General features: G+C 70.9%; 18 protein-coding genes. 9 read left to right on the top strand and 9 right to left on the bottom strand.

Annotation, left to right across the window (positions count from 1 at the left end; translation table 11 throughout):
* Window positions 1-104: 104 nt before the first annotated feature.
* Together serB and ACZ6JY_RS22450 are read right to left on the bottom strand one after the other, a co-directional pair.
* Complete coding sequence (serB, locus tag ACZ6JY_RS22455; RefSeq protein ID WP_469198077.1) at window positions 105-1,319, bottom strand: phosphoserine phosphatase SerB; 1,215 nt, start codon at window positions 1,317-1,319, stop codon at window positions 105-107.
* Window positions 1,320-1,690: 371 nt separating this feature from the next.
* Window positions 1,691-3,469, bottom strand: a complete 1,779-nt coding sequence (locus ACZ6JY_RS22450; RefSeq protein ID WP_469198075.1) for a streptophobe family protein — start codon at window positions 3,467-3,469, stop codon at window positions 1,691-1,693.
* A gap of 262 nt (window positions 3,470-3,731) precedes the next feature.
* Between ACZ6JY_RS22450 and ACZ6JY_RS22445 the strand changes: the two genes are divergently transcribed.
* Window positions 3,732-6,413: an ABC transporter ATP-binding protein/permease gene (locus tag ACZ6JY_RS22445; RefSeq protein ID WP_469198073.1), complete on the top strand. Its 2,682-nt coding sequence runs from the start codon at window positions 3,732-3,734 to the stop codon at window positions 6,411-6,413.
* Between the two features lie 107 nt (window positions 6,414-6,520).
* On the opposite strand, the gene ACZ6JY_RS22440 is transcribed toward ACZ6JY_RS22445, so the two are convergent.
* The 3 genes from ACZ6JY_RS22440 to ACZ6JY_RS22430 form a co-directional block, all read right to left on the bottom strand.
* The gene (locus ACZ6JY_RS22440) at window positions 6,521-7,216 is read right to left on the bottom strand and encodes a transglycosylase SLT domain-containing protein (protein WP_469198071.1); all 696 of its coding nucleotides are present in this window, start codon (window positions 7,214-7,216) and stop codon (window positions 6,521-6,523) included.
* A gap of 357 nt (window positions 7,217-7,573) precedes the next feature.
* Complete coding sequence (locus ACZ6JY_RS22435) at window positions 7,574-8,638, bottom strand: S-adenosylmethionine:tRNA ribosyltransferase-isomerase (protein WP_469198069.1); 1,065 nt, start codon at window positions 8,636-8,638, stop codon at window positions 7,574-7,576.
* Window positions 8,635-9,333: an SDR family NAD(P)-dependent oxidoreductase gene (locus tag ACZ6JY_RS22430; protein WP_469198067.1), complete on the bottom strand. Its 699-nt coding sequence runs from the start codon at window positions 9,331-9,333 to the stop codon at window positions 8,635-8,637. Before ACZ6JY_RS22430 ends, ACZ6JY_RS22435 begins: the two co-directional genes overlap by 4 nt.
* A 215-nt stretch (window positions 9,334-9,548) precedes the next feature.
* Here ACZ6JY_RS22430 and ACZ6JY_RS22425 point away from each other — a divergent pair, with 215 nt between their 5' ends.
* The 4 genes from ACZ6JY_RS22425 to ACZ6JY_RS22410 all read left to right on the top strand — a co-directional run bounded on the left by ACZ6JY_RS22425 (window position 9,549) and on the right by ACZ6JY_RS22410 (window position 12,087).
* On the top strand, window positions 9,549-10,694 hold the full coding sequence (locus ACZ6JY_RS22425) for a GAF domain-containing sensor histidine kinase (RefSeq protein ID WP_469198065.1): 1,146 nt from the start codon (window positions 9,549-9,551) through the stop codon (window positions 10,692-10,694).
* Window positions 10,687-11,349 (top strand): response regulator, encoded by a 663-nt coding sequence (locus ACZ6JY_RS22420; RefSeq protein ID WP_469198062.1) that lies wholly within the window; start codon window positions 10,687-10,689, stop codon window positions 11,347-11,349. The genes ACZ6JY_RS22425 and ACZ6JY_RS22420 overlap by 8 nt, the downstream gene beginning before the upstream one ends.
* Window positions 11,350-11,521: 172 nt before the next feature.
* Window positions 11,522-11,767, top strand: a complete 246-nt coding sequence (locus ACZ6JY_RS22415; protein WP_469198759.1) for a chaplin — start codon at window positions 11,522-11,524, stop codon at window positions 11,765-11,767.
* Window positions 11,768-11,838: 71 nt separating this feature from the next.
* Window positions 11,839-12,087: a chaplin gene (locus ACZ6JY_RS22410; RefSeq protein ID WP_469198061.1), complete on the top strand. Its 249-nt coding sequence runs from the start codon at window positions 11,839-11,841 to the stop codon at window positions 12,085-12,087.
* 74 nt (window positions 12,088-12,161) lie between these two features.
* On the opposite strand, the gene ACZ6JY_RS22405 is transcribed toward ACZ6JY_RS22410, so the two are convergent.
* Window positions 12,162-12,956 (bottom strand): hypothetical protein, encoded by a 795-nt coding sequence (locus ACZ6JY_RS22405; RefSeq protein WP_469198059.1) that lies wholly within the window; start codon window positions 12,954-12,956, stop codon window positions 12,162-12,164.
* Between the two features lie 121 nt (window positions 12,957-13,077).
* Between ACZ6JY_RS22405 and ACZ6JY_RS22400 the strand changes: the two genes are divergently transcribed.
* The 3 genes from ACZ6JY_RS22400 (at window position 13,078) to ACZ6JY_RS22390 (ending at window position 15,407) form a co-directional block, all read left to right on the top strand.
* Window positions 13,078-13,875, top strand: coding sequence for an ABC transporter ATP-binding protein (locus ACZ6JY_RS22400; RefSeq protein WP_469198057.1), 798 nt, complete (start codon window positions 13,078-13,080; stop codon window positions 13,873-13,875).
* A 73-nt stretch (window positions 13,876-13,948) separates the two neighbouring features.
* Window positions 13,949-14,377: an NfeD family protein gene (locus tag ACZ6JY_RS22395; protein WP_469198055.1), complete on the top strand. Its 429-nt coding sequence runs from the start codon at window positions 13,949-13,951 to the stop codon at window positions 14,375-14,377.
* Window positions 14,378-14,468: 91 nt separating this feature from the next.
* Window positions 14,469-15,407 (top strand): SPFH domain-containing protein, encoded by a 939-nt coding sequence (locus ACZ6JY_RS22390; protein ID WP_469198053.1) that lies wholly within the window; start codon window positions 14,469-14,471, stop codon window positions 15,405-15,407.
* A 15-nt stretch (window positions 15,408-15,422) separates the two neighbouring features.
* On the opposite strand, the gene ACZ6JY_RS22385 is transcribed toward ACZ6JY_RS22390, so the two are convergent.
* The 3 genes from ACZ6JY_RS22385 to ACZ6JY_RS22375 form a co-directional block, all read right to left on the bottom strand.
* Window positions 15,423-15,935 carry an HNH endonuclease gene (locus ACZ6JY_RS22385; protein WP_469198052.1) on the bottom strand — a complete coding sequence of 171 codons (513 nt, stop codon included), beginning with the start codon at window positions 15,933-15,935 and terminating at the stop codon, window positions 15,423-15,425.
* Window positions 15,936-16,102: 167 nt separating this feature from the next.
* The gene (locus ACZ6JY_RS22380) at window positions 16,103-16,642 is read right to left on the bottom strand and encodes a YbhB/YbcL family Raf kinase inhibitor-like protein (RefSeq protein ID WP_469198050.1); all 540 of its coding nucleotides are present in this window, start codon (window positions 16,640-16,642) and stop codon (window positions 16,103-16,105) included.
* A gap of 36 nt (window positions 16,643-16,678) precedes the next feature.
* Window positions 16,679-17,461, bottom strand: a complete 783-nt coding sequence (locus tag ACZ6JY_RS22375) for a sporulation protein (protein WP_469198049.1) — start codon at window positions 17,459-17,461, stop codon at window positions 16,679-16,681.
* Window positions 17,462-17,623: 162 nt separating this feature from the next.
* Between ACZ6JY_RS22375 and ACZ6JY_RS22370 the strand changes: the two genes are divergently transcribed.
* Window positions 17,624-18,265 (top strand): DNA-3-methyladenine glycosylase, encoded by a 642-nt coding sequence (locus ACZ6JY_RS22370; protein ID WP_469198046.1) that lies wholly within the window; start codon window positions 17,624-17,626, stop codon window positions 18,263-18,265.
* Window positions 18,266-18,684: the final 419 nt, after the last annotated feature.

Here is an 18,684-nt window from a genome sequence, read left to right as displayed (position 1 = left end):
TCGGCCTCGTCGGCGCATCCGTACGCCCGTACGTCCACGTCTTTTACGCGCAGGGCCCCGCGCCGGTGGCGCGGGGCCCGTGGTCATGGCTCGGCCGGGGTCAGTCAGTCCGTGTGGGTCTCCGCCGCCTCGACCTCTTCGCGGGTGATGCCGAGGAGATAGAGGACGGTGTCGAGGAACGGCACGTTCACCGCGGTGTGCGCGGCCTCGCGGACCAGGGGCTTGGCGTTGAAGGCGACGCCGAGACCGGCCGCGTTCAGCATGTCGAGGTCGTTCGCGCCGTCCCCGATCGCGACGGTCTGCTCCAGCGGGACCCCGGCCTCCGCGGCGAAGCGGCGCAGCAGCCGCGCCTTGCCCGCGCGGTCCACGATCTCCCCGGTCACCCTGCCGGTGAGCTTGCCGTCGACGATCTCCAGGGTGTTGGCCTGGGCGAAGTCGAGGCCGAGGCGTTCCTGAAGGTCGTCGGTGACCTGGGTGAAGCCGCCGGAGACGACTCCCACTTGGTAGCCGAGGCGCTTGAGGGTGCGGATGAGGGTGCGGGCGCCCGGGGTGAGCCTGACCTCGGAGCGGACCTTGTCGACGACCGACGCGTCGAGGCCCGCGAGCAGCCGCACGCGCGCGTGCAGGGACTGCTCGAAGTCCAGCTCGCCGCGCATCGCCGCCGCGGTCACCTCGGCGACCTCGTTCTCACACCCGGCGTGGGCGGCGAAGAGTTCGATGACCTCGTCCTGGATGAGCGTCGAGTCGACGTCCATCACGACCAGGCGCTGCGCACGGCGGTGCAGGCCCGCGGCCACGACCGCGACGTCCACGCCGAGCTTCGCGGCCTCTATGGCCAGAGCGGTGCGCAGGGGCTCGGTCTCCGTGCCGGACACCGCGAACTCCACGGCGGTGACCGGGTACTTGGCGAGCCGGAAGATACGGTCGATGTTGCCGCCGGTCGACGTGATGCTGGCGGCGATGGCCGCCGTCGACTCCGAGGTCAGGGGGTGCCCGAGGACGGTGACGTGCGAACGCCCCAGGCCGCGCGGCAGGTTGTCGCCGATGCCCGAGATGATCTCGGCCTGCATCTTCATGGACTCCGCCCAGCTGTGGACGGTGGCGCGCAGGTCTCCCTCCAGACCGGAGGGCGGCTCGGTCACGAGCGCGCACAGCACTATGCGGCCACGGGTGACGACCTGCTCGATGTCGACCACGTCGACGGAGTAGGCGGCGAGGGTGTCGAAGAGGCCGGCGGTGAGGCCGGGGCGGTCCTTGCCGAAGATCTTGACGAGGAGCGTCGGGACGTCTGCGGGCTGGGGGGGCTGCGATCCACTCATGGTGCCGCTTACGGTAGCGGCCGCTTCCTTTCTTCCGCCCGTCGGTCCGACCCTCGGACACGTGAACGCCCCCCTCGGCGGGCGGGGTCCGTGCCGCTGTGCGGTGACCGGCTCCGCTCGGCCGATGTCGTCCGAACGGGCGCCGCCGAGGGGGGGTGGGTTCCGTTGCGTGTTCTCTGCGGGTCTGCTTGGGCTGGTCGCGCAGTTCCCCGCGCCCCTGGGGGGCCCGGCGGTGTGTTCGTGCTGCTCGGCGGGGCGTGGCCGGGGGTGAGGGCCGGCGGGTGCGGGTCGGCTTGGGACGGTCGCGCGGTTCCTCGCGCCCCTGGGGGCCCGGCGGTGTTCGTGCGGCCCGGGGGCCAGGGAGGGGGCGGTCAGTGGGGGTTCCGTGGTTTTCCCGGCGGTGGGGGGCCGGTTGACGGGGGTGGCGGTGGGGGTGGGGGAGGTGGGGGCCAGTCTCCTGAGCGGGGGCGGGGGCGTGGTGGGGGGACGATCGGGCCCGCCACCGTGGGCGCGCCGTAGACGTCCTCCGGCGGGGGCCCTCCGCTCGGCGGTCGCGACGGCTGCCCTCGCGGACGTAGGTAGGGATTCGTGTCGGGGTTCGGCGGGCGGTGCGGGGCCCTGGGGCGGTAAGGGCCGGCCTCAGCCGCGGTCCCGGCCCCGGCCTCAGCCCCGGCCCCGGCCCCGGTCCCGGTCCGGGTCCCAGCCACAGCCTCCGCCCCAGTCTCCGGAGCGGTTGTCGTATACGCGCCCTCGCCCGAAGACGCCAACGGTGAGCTCCGGCCCCCCGCGGCCCCCGTAGCACACGCCAGCATCGCCCCCAGTACCCCCGCCCCGAAACCCCAGGCCAGCCCGAGCAACGCGGCCATCCCGAGCCGACCGTGCAGCTCCAACCCGGCCCCGAACGCGTCGAAGCCGAACACGGAGAGCGACGCGTCGGCGGACACCCCCGTCACCCACACCATCAGCGGAAGCCCCACCGCCGTGGCGGCCCCGAGCCGCGCCCCGCAGCGCCCCGCGAACCCCAGGACGCGCAGGCCACGTAACGGAGTCCGCGCAGCGGTGAGCACCCCCGCGAACAGCATCATCAGCCCCGCGGCGGCACCCAGCAGCCAGATCCGCCCGTCGAGTTCGGCGAGCCGCCCCAGCGTGAGCGCCTTGTCCGAGTCACCGCCGAGCAGGTCGTCCACCGGATCCGGCAGGAACTGGGTGAGCGCACCCGTGGCGTGGCCGTCGAACGGTACGAAGAGCCCCACGGGAACCCCGAGCCACACCCCGTTCGGCGCCCCCAGCAGCGCGGCGCCGGCGATCCGCTTCGGGTGGTCGTCGCCGGCCATGGCGTACGCCGCCGCGGCGAGCCCCGCGAGGACCGCCGTCAGAGCCACCGTGACCAGCGCGGACACCGCCGGCCGCACCACCCGGTGCAGCACGTCGAGGCCGCGCGGCAGTGGCGTGCGGCGTGCGGCGAGCAGCGCGATGAGCAGGACCACGGCCACCCAGCCCGCCCCGCCGAGCAGCGTCGCCGCCGTGTCGACGGTGAACCCGACCGACGCCTCCGCCTCCGCCAGGTCCCCGAGCCGGTCGGGCAGCAGCCCGCCGACCCCGTCGGGCAGCTTGTCCCCGATGCCGCCCGGCAACTCGTCGAGTCCCTTTTCCATGCCCTTGCCGAGTCCCTCGTCGATGCCGAGCTGCTTCCCGTCGATCGTGACGATGTCGTGACCGACGTAGGCGAGGCCGCCGAGCATCGCCACGAAGAGGGCGATCACCGCGCCCGCGCGGGCGGCGAGTTCGGCGGGCCGGACGAACGCCCCGGCCCCACGCAGCGAGCGCAGGAAGAAGTGGGCGAGGAGCAGCGCCCCGGCGAGGCCGACGCCGAGTGGCGCGATCTCGACCGCCGTGGCCGCCTCCGCCCCCTCCAGGCCGAACGCCGACACGTCCCCGGACGGCGTGACCGAACCTCCCGCTCCCAGGGCCACCGTCGCCGCCGTCATCGGGCCGAGGGAACCCACCTCGTCGGCGCCGAGCAGACGCAGCGCGAGCGCGGCGGTACCCGCCATGCCGACCAGCGCCCAGCTCACCGCGGCGATCGCGGACAGCAGTACGTCGCCCCACCGCACACCCCGGTCAACGCCCCTGTCTTCACCGGCCTGCATCAGGACCCCCCGAAAACCGCAGTGCGTCGCCCGCCGGCCGCGTTGAGGACGTGGGTGGAACACATTCCCCGCGCATGATCCCTATGCGCTGATTGCGACTGATGGGCGTTGATGGGTTCTTACTACTCTCCGGGGCGGTTTCTTCCCCGTCAACGGGGTGTGCCGAAGGGCGCCTACGCAGTCTTCACAAGGCCCGACTTTCGGTCAGAGCCCTCCGCCTGAAATAGTTCCTCCCGATGTTCGACATCCCTAGACTCCCCACATGGGGGCTAGCTCGGGGGACAACTCAGTGGGGCATGGAGTGCCGGAACTCGTACTGGAATTGAATGGAAGGACCTGGACGCTCGATCCGTCCAGGTCGTACTCGCTCGGACGTGATCCGCAGGGAGACATCTCGCTCGACGACGCCAGGGTGTCCTGGCGCCACGCCACGATCAGCTGGAGCGGGCGCAGTTGGGTCATTGAGGACCACGGCAGTACCAACGGCACCTATGTGCAGGGCCAGCGGATCCACCAGATGGAAATCGGCCCGGGCTCGGCCGTGAACCTCGGGAACGCGAACGACGGGCCGCGGCTGAATCTGGCCGGTGGCGGCGCAGCCGCCGCGGTGTCCGCGCCGCAGCAGCACGCCCAGCAACAGAACGCACAGCAGCAGCACCCCCAGCAGCACGCGGCGCCGCAGCAGCACGCGCAGCAGGAGGCTCCGGGCTGGGCCGCACAGCAGCAGGCCCCGCACCAGCAGCAGGCCCCGCAGCAACCGCAGCAGCACGGCTGGCAGCAGCCGCCTCAGCACCAGCAGCCGCCTCAGCAGCACCAGCCACCGCAGCAGCACCAGCAGCCGCACGTGCCGCAGCAGCAGGGCGGTCCGGCCGAGCAGTACGCGCAGAAGACCCCGGGTTCCGGCGGCGCCGCGGGGGCCCCGCCGGTCTACGGCGACCGCAGCCCGACGACGTTCCACCAGCTCGCGCTCGGCCACAAGATGCGCATCGGCCGTGCCCTGGAGAACGAACTGGTCGTCTCCGACCTCCAGGTCTCGCGTCACCACGCCGAGTTCACGGCGACGCCGGACGGCCGCTTCGAGATCCACGACCTCGGGTCGCACAACGGCACGTACGTCAACGGCCAGCCGATCGCGAAGTCCTCGACGGTCCTCATCGGCCCCAACGACATCGTCGGCGTCGGCCACTCGACCTTCCGTCTCGTCGGCGGGCAGCTAGAGGAGTTCGTCGACACCGGTGACGTCTCCTTCTCGGCCCGCCACCTCACGGTCACGGTCGACGGCGGCAAGCAGATCCTCAAGGACGTCTCCTTCGGCGTCCCGGAGAAGTCGCTCATCGCGGTCATCGGACCCTCGGGTTCCGGCAAGTCCACCCTGCTCAAGGCGCTCACCGGCTACCGGCCCGCCAACCAGGGCGACGTCCTCTACGACAACCGGAACCTCTACAAGCAGTTCGCCGAGCTGCGCCAGCGCATCGGTCTGGTCCCGCAGGACGACATCCTGCACAAGGAACTGACCGTCAAGAAGGCCCTCAAGTACGCGGCCAAGCTGCGCTTCCCCGCGGACACGACGGATGCCGAGCGCGATTCCCGTATAGACGAGGTGCTGCGCGAGCTCAAGCTGGACATCCACAAGGAGAAGAGGGTCACCTCCCTCTCCGGTGGCCAGCGCAAGCGCGTCTCGGTCGCCCTGGAGCTGCTCACCAAGCCCTCGCTGATCTTCCTGGACGAGCCGACCTCCGGCCTCGACCCGGGCATGGACCGCGACGTCATGCAGCTCCTGCGCGGCCTCGCCGACGACGGCCGTACGGTCCTCGTCGTCACGCACTCGGTCGCCGAGCTGGCGATCTGCGACAAGCTGCTCGTCATGGCGCCGGGCGGCTCGGTGGCGTACTTCGGCCCGCCGGAGGAAGCGCTCAACTTCTTCGGCTACAAGACCTGGGCCGACGTCTTCTCCGCCTTCGAGGAGTACCGCGACTACGACTGGGCGGGCCGCTGGAAGGGCTCGCAGCACTACCAGATGTACGCCGCGGACATCGACGCCGTCGCCGCGCAGTCCGTACCGATGCCGTCGCCGCAGGCGGTGAAGCCGCCGAAGCCGCAGGGCTGGGGTTCGCAGCTGTGGACCCTGATCCGCCGCTATGTGTCGGTGATCGCCTCCGACAAGGGCTTCATGGGCCTGATGGTGATCCTGCCCGCGGTCCTCGGCATCGTCAGCGTCGTCATCCCGGCCGACTTCGGGCTCGGACCGCCGAAGCCGCCGGCCAAGTTCAACGGCGACGCGGGCACGATCATGCTGATCCTCGCGGTCGGCATGTGCTTCTCGGGTGCCGCCAACTCCGTACGTGAGCTGATCAAGGAACGGGTCATCTACGAACGGGAACGGGCGACCGGTCTCTCCCGCTCCGCGTACCTGATGTCCAAGGTCATCGTCCTCGGCGTGATCACGGCCATCCAGGGCGTCATCATCTGCGGCATCGGCTTCGCCCCGCGCGAGCTGCCGGAGGAGGGCCTGATCATGCCCCCCGCCGCGGAGATCTGCTTGACGATCATCGCGCTCGGCTTCACGTCGATGATGTTCGGCCTGGTCATCTCCTCGCTGGTGAAGACCTCCGAGAAGACCATGCCGCTCCTGGTGATGTTCGCGATCGTCCAGGTCGTCTTCACCGGCGTCCTCTTCCAGGTCTACGGCTCGCCGGGCCTGGAGCAGTTCGCCTGGCTGATGCCGTCCCGCTGGGCCATCGCGGGCGCGGGCGCCACGCTGGACCTGGCGCACCTGATGCCGCCGTGGGACCAGAAGAACCCCACCGACCTGGACCCCCTGTGGGAGCACTCGGCCGGACAGTGGGGCATGAACCTCACCATCCTGCTGGCGCTCGGCGTCATCTGCGGCTTCGCGGTCGCGCGCCTGCTGCGCCGCCACGAGCCGGAGGTCATGCGCAAGTAAGTGCGCCATGACGTACGAGAAGGGCGGCACCCCGTGCGGGGTGCCGCCCTTCGGCGTCTGCGAACCTCATCTTCGGCTGAAGAGGTCCAGTGATCAGGCGATCAAGGTCAGTAGGCGCCGTTCACGTTGTCCATCGAGCCGTAGCGGTCGGCGGCGTAGTTGGCCGCGGCCGTGATGTTGGCGACCGGGTCGTAGATGTTCGTGGAGGTGCCCTCGACGTGGTAAGCGTCGAACGTCGGCTTGATGACCTGGAGCAGGCCGATCGACGGGGTGCCGTTGATGGCGTTGATGTCCCAGCCGTTCACGGCCTGCGGGTTGCCCGCGGACTCACGGATGATGTTGCGGTGCAGACCCTCGTAGGAGCCGGGGATGCCCTTGCTCTTCATGATGTCCAGGGACTGGCGGATCCAGCCGTCCAGGTTGTTGGTGTAGGTGGGCTTGCGGGCGGCGGCGCGGCTGGCGGCGGCAGCGGCGTTGCGCTCGTCCTCGGCCTTCTTCTTCGCGGCGGCCTCGTCGGCCGCCTTCTTGTCGGCGGCGGCCTTCGCGGCGGCGTCCTTGGCCTGCTTGTCGGCGTGCGACAGCTGCTTGGCCACGTTGGCGTGGACCGCCTGCTGCGCGTCGGTGGAGACGGCGAAGGAGGCGGGCGCGGCGCCGGCCGCCTGGGTGTCAGCGGCGTCGGAGTTGCCGGGCACGAGGGAGAACGCGAGGGCGGCGGCGCCGAGCGCGGCGACACCGGCGATCGAGAACTTCTGGTTCTTGGTCACGGCGCCACGACCGGGGCCGGGGAGGTGATGCTGGGACATGCGAGTTGGACCTCTTCGAATAGCGGAGGTCGCTCTGGTCCGGCGGGGGGACATTGCTTCTCCGGCACAAACGCCGCGGTGTGATGACCGCGGCGCCGAGCGACGTGAGCAATTGTTAGCGGCCGCAAAATCGGGTGGCAAAGGTGTGACGTACGACCCCAGGTAGTGGATCAGGGGGGCCGTCGACGCCTCCGTACGGGCCCGCAACCCCACGCATTAGGGGCTTGTTGCCGTACATAAACGGATATTTGGTGCGCTTCACTCACAACTAGGGACGTTCGTACGTGACGTGCACCCTATGCGCGGGCTCACACCGGCCCCACGGTGGTCTCGCTGTGAGTTGCTCTTGCGATGCTCTCAGTGAGCGTTCTCCTCCCGCAGTATGAGGTGGACGTCGCCGAACTCGTGCCAGAGGTAGAGACGGCGTACCGCCTCCGTATATCCGCGCTCGATCGCCGCCCGCCCCGCGACCGCCTCCAGCATCAGCAGATGCGAGGCCTCCGGCTCGTGCAGCCCGGTCAGCAGGCCGTCCACCACCCGCACACCACGCTCCGGGGTCACCACGAGCTCGGTCCGCCCGCCCGCCGCCCGCACGACACCGTCGGCCCCCGTGGCGGACTCCACGGCCCGCACGGCCGTCGTGCCGACCGCGATCACCCGGCCGCCGCCCGCCCGCGCGGCGTTGATCAGCCTCGCCGACGTCCCCGGCACCTCGAAGGGCTCCGGGTACGGCGGCTCGTGCGCCTCCTGCGAGGCCACCCCGGTGTGCAGCGTGACGGGCGCGAACTGCACGCCCCTGCTCACCAGCTCCGCCACCATCGCCGCCGTGAACGGCCGCCCGGCGCTCGGCATCTCCGCGCTCCCCGTCCCGTCCGCCGAAGGCAGCGCGAACACGGTCTGATGGGCGGCGAGCGGCTGGTCCCTGTCCGTGTAGGGGTAACGGATCGGCCGCCCGTGCCGCCGCAGCAGCGCGGGCACATCGGCCCCCACCCGCGCCCACCACAGCCGCCGGCTCTCCGCCGCGAGCGGCTCCTCACAGACAAGGGGCACGTCGCCGGGGAGCCGCACGGTCACACCCGCCGGACCACCCACGCGGGCGCGTGTGGTGCCCCTCCCGTCCGGGTCCCGCAGCTCCACCGCCCACCGGCCGTCCGCGCCCCGCGTCGAGAAATGCACCACCACGCGTGCGTGCCCGAGCCGCCCGTCCACGGCAGCGGCCAGCGTCCGCGAGGTGTTGACGACGAGGAGATCCCCGGCCCGCAGCAGTACGGGCAGCTCCCTGAACGCGTGGTGCGAGACCTCCGTACCGCGCGACAGGAGCAGCCGCACGTCGTCCCTGCCGAGGCCGGGCCCCCGCTGCTCGGCGGGCACCCGCGCGTGCAGGTCCTCCGGCACGCGCGGCCACGCCCCGAGCACGCTCATCGGGCGTCCACGAGCAGTGCGTGCGCCGCATGGCGACCACTGGCGGGACGCTCCGTGACCAGCCGCAGGAACGCGGGCACCACGCTCCCCGGCGACGGCCGGCCCGAGACGTCGTCGAGGGGCACCGCCGCCCGGTACAGGTCCGTGCGCATGTCACCGGGGTCCACGGCCCACACCCTGATACCGGGCTCCTCCACCGCGAGGACCGCGGAGAGCTGGTCCAGGGCGGCCTTGGAGGCCCCGTACCCGCCCCACGTCTCGTACGCCTCGACGGCCGCGTCCGAGCTGACGTTCAGCACCGCGCCCGCCGACTCCCGCAGCAGCGGCAGCGCCTCGTGGACCAGGCCGAGCGCCGCCACCACGTTCGTCTCGAACGCCGCCCGCAGCCCGTCGAGCGCGAGCCCGTCGAGCCGTACGAGGGGCTCAGCGCCCAGGGCGCTGGCGTTGTTCACCAGGAGATCGAGACCGCCGAGCCGCCGCGCCGCCGCCACCAGCTCCGCGCGGTGCCCCGCGTCGGTGACGTCCCCCGGCAGCGCCTCCACGCGCGTGCCGTACTCGCGCAGCTCCCTGGCCGACTCCCCGAGCACGGAGGCGGTTCTCGCGTCGAGCACGAGGTCCCAGCCGCTCTCCGCGAGCGCCGCGCCCAGCGCGTGCCCCAGCCCCTTCGAGGCCCCCGTGATGATCGCTACCGGCATGACATCCGTCCCCTCACAGTCCGCGCCCACATCCCCGGCGCCCAGCAGATGCCCTCACCGTAGGAACGCCGACCGCACCCGCACCTCGTGCGCGGGACGCAACCGGGCAGGGCCCTTCGTCCTGGTCCCGGACCTGCGACCTAGGCCGAGAGCCCTAGTCGGCGGCGTCCACAGGGCCGATACGGACTGTCACACCCCGCCGGTACGGTGTGACCATGAGTCAAGGACCCCGATCGGGGCTGGACGCGGTGAGTTCCGCGCTGCTCGCCATGAGCAGGCATCTGGAGGTGCGCGACGTCCTCAAGACGATCGTCGCCTCCGCCCGCGAGCTGCTCGACGCCGAGTACGCCGCGCTGGGAGTCCCCGACGACCACGGCGGCTTCGCCCAGTTCGTCGTGGACGGCGTCAGCGAGGAGCAGTGGAAGGCCATCGGCCCACTGCCCCGGCAGCACGGCATCCTCGCCGCCATGCTCCAGAAGGCCGAGCCCGAGCGCCTCGCCGACGTGCGCGAGGACCCGCGCTTCGAGGGCTGGCCCGACGCCCACCCGGACATGTCCGACTTCCTCGGCCTCCCGATCCGCTACGACGACGAGACGCTCGGCGCGCTCTTCCTCGCCAACAAGCGCTGCCCCAGGATCGAGGGCACCTGCGGCTTCACCGCGGACGACGAGGAACTGCTGACCATCCTCGCGCAGCACGCCGCGATCGCCCTGACCAACGCCCGCCTGTACGAGCGAAGCCGCGAGCTGACCATCGCCGAGGAGCGCACGCGCCTGGCCCACGAGCTGCACGACGCCGTCAGCCAGAAGCTCTTCTCGCTGCGCCTGACGGCCCAGGCCGCGGCCGCCCTGGTGGACCGCGACCCGTCCCGCGCCAAGGGCGAGCTCCAGCAGGTCGCGGCGCTCGCCGCCGAGGCCGCGGACGAACTGCGGGCCGCCGTCGTCGAGCTGCGCCCCGCCGCCCTCGACGAGGACGGCCTGGTGGCCACCTTGCGCACGCACAGCCAGGTGCTGCACCGCGCGCACTCCGCGCGGGTCACCTTCGACAGCAATGGCGTACGGGCCCTGCCGGCCGCGCAGGAGGAAGCCATGCTGCGGGTCGCCCAGGAGGCCCTGCACAACGCCCTGCGCCACTCGCAGGCGGAGAGCGTCACGGTGACCCTGGACAAGCGGGGCTCCGGAGCCGTCCTGCGCGTCACCGACGACGGCACGGGCTTCGACCCACAGGTCATACGGCGCGCGGGACGGCACCTGGGCCTCGTGTCCATGCGCGACCGCGCGAGCGGGGTCGGCGGACGGCTGACCGTGGAATCGGCGCCCGGCAAGGGCACGACGATCGAGATGGAGGTCCCCGGTGGCTGACGCGGTGCGCGATACGAGGACAGGGATCCGGGTGCTCCTGGTCGACGACCACCAGGTGGTCCGCCGGGGCCTGCGGACGTTCCTGGAGGTCCAGGACGACATCCAGGTCGTGGGGGAGGCCTCGGACGGCGCCGAGGGAGTCGCGCTCGCCGAGGAGCTCCAGCCGGACGTCGTCCTGATGGACGTGAAGATGCCCGGCATGGACGGCGTCGAGGCGCTGCGCAAGCTCCGCGAGCTCGCCAACCCCGCGCGCGTGCTCATCGTCACCAGCTTCACCGAGCAGCGCACGGTGGTCCCTGCCCTGCGCGCGGGCGCCGCGGGGTACGTCTACAAGGACGTGGACCCGGACGCACTCGCCGGCGCCATCCGCTCGGTGCACGCGGGACACGTCCTGCTCCAGCCGGAGGTGGCGGGCGCGCTGCTCTCCCAGGAGGAGGCGCACGGCGGCCAGGGCAGAGGCGGCTCACTGACCGAACGCGAGCGGGAGGTCCTCGGCCTCATCGCCGACGGCCGCTCCAACCGCGAGATCGCGCGCGCCCTGGTCCTCTCCGAGAAGACCGTCAAGACGCACGTGTCGAACATCCTGATGAAACTGGACCTCGCCGACCGGACCCAGGCCGCCCTGTGGGCCGTGCGGCACGGCGTCGCCGGCTGAACCCGCAGGCCAGCGCCGCCGACGCCCGGCGATCCCGAACAGTTGCACTCCGGGATGAGATTCATACCGTCGTGTGGATGTCCCCCATATGGCGCAACCCGAGCGCCGTCCGGGCGTTCTCCAGGGCGTGCTGCGGCGGCCGGCCGCAGCCTTCGTCCAGGAGGACCCCGAAGTGAAGAACCTGAAGAAGGCCGCCGTCGTCACGATGATGGCGGGCGGCCTCATCGCGGCCGGAGCCGGCATGGCCTCCGCGCACGGCGACGCCCAGGCCGACGGCGTGGCCAAGAACAGCCCGGGTGTGGGCAGCGGCAACGTACTCCAGGTCCCGGTCCACGTCCCGGTGAACCTCTGCGGCAACACCGTCACGGTCATCGGCGGCCTGAACCCCGCGTTCGGAAACGCCTGCGCCAACGTCTGACCGCACCCGCGCGGTCACCCCTTCGGCCCCGCAGCCGGGGTCGCCCCATGCCAGCAGGAGGAGCACCACCCATGAACAGCATCGCCAAGAAGGCCGCCCTGGCCGTCGTCGCCGCCGGACTCGCCGCGGGTGCCTCCGCCGGAGCCGCCTCCGCCACCTCGGGCGCCGACGCCGACGGCGTGGCCGCGAACTCCCCGGGCGTCGGCTCGGGCAACCTGGTCCAGGCCCCGGTCCACGTGCCGGTCAACGTCACCGGCAACAGCGTCAACGTCATCGGTGTGCTCAACCCGGCGTTCGGCAACGCCTCCGTGAACCACTGACGCGACACCCGATGCGGGCCCCGCGGACCACACAGGACCGCGGGGCCCGCGGCATGCCCGCCCCGCCCCGGACCTCAGCCCCCGTCCCGCTTCCGCTCCCGGTCCTCGACGTACGCGTTGTACGCGGCCACCTGGGCCCGCCGGGCCGTCCGTTCCACCGGCCGCAGCGCCTGCCCCCGCGCGGCCATCTCCGAGGCGCTCACGGCACCGCCGTGCCCGTTCTCGTGCGCGAGCGACACCAGCAGTCCCACCCGCTGCGCCAGTTCGAGCACCCGTACCGCACGCGGCGGATACCCCGGCGCCAGCACCTCGCGGCCCCGCTCCGCCCGCGCCCGGTACGCGTCGAGCGCCGCCTCGGCCACCGGCCCCGACCCCGCCACATCCAGCCGCGAGAGCACCTCCGTGGCCTCCCGCAACGCCTCCGCGAGCTCACGCTCCGCCTCGCCGAGCGACGGCACGTCGGCGGGCGGCGCCTCCCGCACCGGCAGGCAGTGCCAGACGACGTCCACGTGCACATCGCCCTCGGGCCCCGCCTCGTACACCTCGGGCACAAGACCGTACGGAGCGCCGAACCCGACCACGGCCTCCTCCGCGGCCAGCGCCCGCGCGTTGAACTCGGGCGGCCCACTGAGGCCCAGTGGATGGCCGGGGGCCGGCAGCGCCACCCGCAGGCCCGTCACACCGAGCGAGCGCAGACGGCCCATGGCGAGCGACAGGCCGACCCGGCCCGGCTCACCGGGCAGGCCTTCGACCCGGTGCACCGCGTCCTCGCCGACCATGGCGAGCACCGCGTCATCCGGAGAAACAAGTCCGGCCAAAAGGGCGTTTCCCCAAGCGGCCAGGCGTCCTGAGCGTGGTTCCGAGAGCATGCGCACAGCCTAAGGACCGGCCTCACGACAGGAACGCCCGGCCGGTGGCGTAGGTTTTATCCGGGGGCCGCGTTAACCGGCGCGAGCGAAGACCGAGACTGCAATGGGAGACAGCGCGCTCATGAGCGATGTACTGGAGCTTGAGGACGTATCTGTGGTCCGCGAGGGCCGGGCTCTGGTGGACCAGGTCTCCTGGTCGGTCAAGGAGGGGGAGCGCTGGGTCATCCTCGGGCCGAACGGCGCGGGCAAGACCACCCTCCTCAACGTCGCGTCGAGCTACGTCTTCCCGAGCACCGGCAGCGCCACCGTCCTCGGCGAGACCCTCGGCAAGCCGGGCACCGACGTCTTCGAACTGCGCCCGCGCATCGGCGTCGCGGGCATCGCGATGGCCGAGAAGCTCCCCAAGCGCCAGACCGTCCTCCAGACGGTGCTCACCGCGGCCTACGGCATGACCGCCGGCTGGCACGAGGACTACGAGGAAATGGACGAGCTGCGCGCCCGCGCCTTCCTCGACCGCCTCGGCATGAGCGACTACCTCGACCGCAAGTTCGGCACCCTCTCCGAGGGCGAGCGCAAGCGCACCCTGATCGCCCGCGCCCTGATGACCGACCCCGAGCTGCTGCTCCTCGACGAGCCCGCCGCCGGCCTCGACCTCGGCGGCCGCGAAGACCTCGTACGCCGCCTCGGCCGCCTCGCGCGCGACCCGATCGCCCCCTCGATGATCATGGTCACGCACCACGTCGAGGAGATCGCCCCCGGCTTCACCCACGTCCTGATGATCCGCCAGGGCAAGGTGCTCGCCGCAGGACCGCTGGAGCTGGAGCTCACCTCCCGCAACCTCTCCCGCTGCTTCGGCCTCCCCCTCGTCGTCGAGCAGCGCAACGACCGCTGGACCGCCACCGGCCTGCCCCTCGGCTGAGGCGCGCGCCGCCCGGCGCCTCCGGCCGGCGGCGCCCTGTCGGCGAAGGGACCCGCGGTCCTACGATGACCACGTGGACATCGACGCATGGGTGTGGTGGCTGATCGGAGCCGCCGCGCTCGGAATCCCGCTCGTACTGACCGCGATGCCGGAGCTCGGCATGCTCGCCGTGGGCGCCGTCGCGGCCGCCGTGACCGCGGGCCTCGGCGGCGACACGGTCGTCCAGGTCCTGGTCTTCGCCGCGGTCTCGGTCGCCCTCATCGCCGTCGTACGCCCCGTCGCGGCCCGGCACCGGGCCCAGCGGCCCGAACTGGCCACCGGGGTCGAGGCGTTGAAGGGCAGATCGGCCCTCGTGCTGGAACGGGTCGACGCCACCGGCGGCCGCATCAAGCTCGCCGGCGAGATCTGGTCGGCCCGCTCGCTCGACTCGGACCTCGCCTACGAGACGGGCCAAGAGGTGGACGTCGTCGAGATCGACGGGGCGACGGCCATCGTCATGTGAATCCCGCACGGGCCGTGCGGAGGTCTGACAGACTCGTCCCACAAGATCTTTTTTCCGGAACGCCGAGGCATGAAGGGTACGGGGAGCCACGATGCAACCCATCATCATCGTCCTGATCATTCTGGTGGTGCTGGTCTTCATCGCCCTGATCAAGACCATCCAGGTCATCCCGCAGGCGAGCGCGGCCATCGTCGAGCGCTTCGGCCGCTACACACGCACCCTGAACGCCGGCCTCAACATCGTCGTCCCGTTCATCGACTCGATCCGCAACCGCATCGACCTCCGTGAACAGGTCGTCCCCTTCCCGCCCCAGCCGGTGATCACCCAGGACAACCTGGTGGTCAACATCGACACGGTCATCTACTACCAGGTGACCGACGCCCGGGCCGCGACCTACGAGGTCGCCAGCTACATCCAGGCGATCGAGCAGCTCACCGTCACCACCCTGCGCAACATCATCGGTGGCATGGACCTGGAGCGGACCCTCACCTCCCGCGAGGAGATCAACGCGGCCCTGCGCGGCGTCCTCGACGAGGCCACCGGCAAGTGGGGCATCCGCGTCAACCGCGTCGAGCTGAAGGCGATCGAGCCGCCGACCTCCATCCAGGACTCGATGGAGAAGCAGATGCGCGCCGACCGCGACAAGCGCGCCGCGATCCTCCAGGCCGAAGGTGTCCGGCAGTCGGAGATCCTGCGCGCCGAGGGCGAGAAGCAGTCCGCGATCCTGCGCGCCGAAGGTGAGGCCAAGGCCGCGGCCCTGCGCGCCGAGGGCGAGGCCCAGGCGATCCGTACGGTCTTCGAGTCCATCCACGCCGGTGACGCGGACCAGAAGCTCCTCGCCTACCAGTACCTCCAGATGCTCCCGAAGATCGCCGAGGGCGACGCGAACAAGCTCTGGATCGTCCCCAGCGAGATCGGCGACGCACTCAAGGGCCTCGGCGGCGCGTTCGGCAACTTCAACGCGATGGGCGGCGGCGATTCGAACTCCCGGTCCGGCACGGAGCGCCGCGAACAGCCGCCGATCGACTGACCGCCCCGCAGGGGCCTAAGCCGCGGGGACGGGCTGCGCCAGCCAGTGGGGCAGCGAGGCCAGCTCGTCCCGCCCGAGCGCCAGGAGCATCGCGTCCGCGGGAGTGGGCTCGAACGGCATCCGCAGCAAGGGCATCCCGGCCTCCTCGGGCGTCCTGTTGGCCTTGCGGTGATTGTCCATCGCGCACGAGGCCACCGTGTTCAGCCACGAGTCCGCGCCGCCCTGCGACCGCGGCACCACGTGGTCGACCGTCGTCGCGCGCCTGCCGCAGTACGCGCACCGGTGCTGGTCCCTGACGAGGACCCCCCGCCTCGACCACGGAGCCTTTCTCCGGAACGGCACCCGCACGTATCTGCAGAGCCTGATCACCCGTGGCACCGGTATGTCGACCGCCGCCGCACGCACGCGCAGTCCGGGGTGGGCCTGTTCGACCACGGCCTTGTCCTGGAGCACCAGAACGACGGCACGGTTGAGCGTCACCGTCGAGAGCGGCTCGAAGCTCGCGTTCAGCACCAGCGTGTCCCGCATCAACCTGCCCACCTCCCGTATGCACCGGCCCACCCCCTGGCGGGCTTGGATCAACTCTGGCCGGGCACGCCGAGATGGACAACGCAATAAAAAATGCCCGTCCCCGATCACTTCCATGACCGGAGACGGGCGAACAAGAGATGAACGCTCAGTTCACTTCGGGCGGCTCAGCCCTCGGCGGGCGCCCCGTACTCGGCGACGAGCTGCGCACGCGCGAGGGTGTGGAACCGCAGGTTGAAGCCGACCGCCGCGGGCGGCGTGTCCGCGTCCGGGCCCAGCTTCTCCTCGTCCACCGCGTACACGGTGAACACATAGCGGTGCGCCGGGTCGCCGGGCGGCGGCGCCGCACCCCCGAACTCCTTCGACCCGTAGTCGTTGCGTGCCTGCACCGCACCCTCGGGCAGCCCCTCGAACTTGCCGCTGCCCGCACCGGCCGGCAGCTCGGTGACCGAGGCCGGGATGTCGAAGACGGTCCAGTGCCAGAACCCGCTGCCCGTAGGGGCGTCCGGGTCGAAGCACGTCACGGCGAAGCTCTTGGTCTCCGGCGGAAAACCCTCCCACCGCAGGTGCGGCGAGGTGTTCCCCGCCGCGTGGACCTGAGCGTCCTTCAGGACCGCCCCCGGCCGGACGTCCTCACTCGTGACCGTGAACGACGGCACGGGCGGGTGGAAGTCATGGGGGAGCGGCGGCCTCTTCGGCTCGGTCACGTGAGCACCTCCTGGTCGATTGCTGTGCCCCCGAGCCTAGAACCAGTTGCGCTTGGAGCCGACCTGCGACAGCCACTCGTTCAGGTAGGCGCTCCAGTCGGTGCCCTGGAAGTCGTTCAGACCCACCTTGAAGGAACGGAAGGAGTCGCTGCTCTCGCTGAACAGACCCGGCTTCTTGTCCATCTCCAGGACGACGTCCATCTCGCGGTCGTCGGCGACGAAGCTCAGCTCCACCTGGTTCAGCCCGCGGTACTGCTGAGGCGGGAAGAACTCGATCTCCTGGTAGAACGGCAGCTTCTGCCGCGTACCGCGGATGTGGCCGCGCTCCATGTCGGCGCTCTTGAAGCGGAAGCCGAGCTGGATGAAGGCGTCGAGAATGGCCTGCTGCGCCGGCAGCGGGTGCACGCTGATCGGGTCCAGATCCGTGGAGTCCACGGCCCGCGCGATCTCCAGCTCGGTGGTGACACCGATGTTCATGCCGCGCAGTTCCTGGCCGTCGATGCTCGTGACGGGCGTCTCCCAGGGGATCTCCAGACCGAACGGCACGGCGTGCACCTGGCCGGCCTGAAGCGTGAAGGCGCCACCGAGCCGCACCTTGGTGAACTCGATGTCCTGCTTCGTCTCCTGGTCCTGGCCCTCGACCTCGACCCGCGCCTGGAGCCCCACGGACAGCCCCTCGATCTGCTGGTCGACGGAACCACCCTGGATCCGCACCTCACCCTGGACCACACCGCCCGGGACCACATTGGCCTCGGTCAGCACGGTCTCGACCGAGGCGCCGCCGGCTCCCATACTCGCGAGCAGCTTCTTGAACCCCATGACTCTCCTCCCCCAGGCCGCCGCCTGTGGTTCGTATCGACTTGAATCCTTGATCGGTACATACGCCGGGAACCCGCGCGCGGTTCCGCGCACTCACCCTGGCAACCGAGCGGCCCGAAGGCCATCCGCGTGCGCACACCGAGTGCGTTACGCTCGGATGGCATGATCGCGGAGCCTGACCGTACGCCCTTGACCCGAGACTTCTTCGACCGCCCTGTCCTGGAGGTCGCCCCCGACCTGCTGGGGCGCGTCCTCGTACGCGACTCGGAGCACGGACGGATCGAGCTCCGCCTGACAGAGGTCGAGGCGTACGCGGGAGAGGCCGACCCCGGCTCCCACGCGTATCGCGGCAAGACCGCACGCAACGGCGTGATGTTCGGCCCGCCCGGCCATGTATACGTCTACTTCACGTACGGCATGTGGCACTGCATGAACCTGGTGTGCGGCCCGGAAGGCATGGCGAGCGCCGTCCTCCTGCGCGGCGGCGAGATCACCGAGGGCGCGGAACTGGCTCGCAAACGTCGACTCTCGGCCCGAAACGACAAGGAACTGGCCAAAGGCCCGGCCCGCCTGGCCACGGCACTCGACGTGGACCGGAGCCTCGACGGCGCGGACCTCTGCGGTGACCCGGACAGCCCCTTCTCGATCCTCACCGGCACTCCGGTGGAAGCCATCCAGGTCAGCGAGGGTCCGCGGACTGGCGTAGGGGGGGAGGGAGCCGTCCACCCCTATCGCTTCTGGACGACCGACGACCCCACGGTCAGCCCGTATCGCGCCCACGCGCCACGCCGCCGCCGAACTTGACGCGGCCTGGGGGCCTCCGTAATGTAGTCCGAGCCGCTTGAACCGGTCACGGCTTTCTGCCGACAGCCGGAAGCGGCCAACCACTACCTACGACTTCCTCTCAGCGAGGGCCTATTCGGCGTGTCCGCATGCCGAATTTGGAACTCACGGACTCGATTATGAGTCGCCGGGGGAATCCGCTAAAGTAGTGAACACGCCGAAAGGCAAAGGCCCTCCAACGGCCACCGGAAATGAAATCCGAACCGGAAACGGAACGGAAAACGGATCTGGTAGGGTTGGAAACACGAAATACCGAAGGGAAGCGCCCGGAGGAAAGCCCCAGAAAATGTTCTGTGGGTGAGTACAAAGGAAGCGTCCGTTCCTTGAGAACTCAACAGCGTGCCAAAAGTCAACGCCAGATATGTTGATACCCCGGCTCA

It is taken from the genome of Streptomyces sp. NPDC046335 (assembly GCF_055587985.1).
Note: the sequence above shows the minus strand (reverse complement) of the source record. Positions and strands in the feature narration are given on the sequence as shown.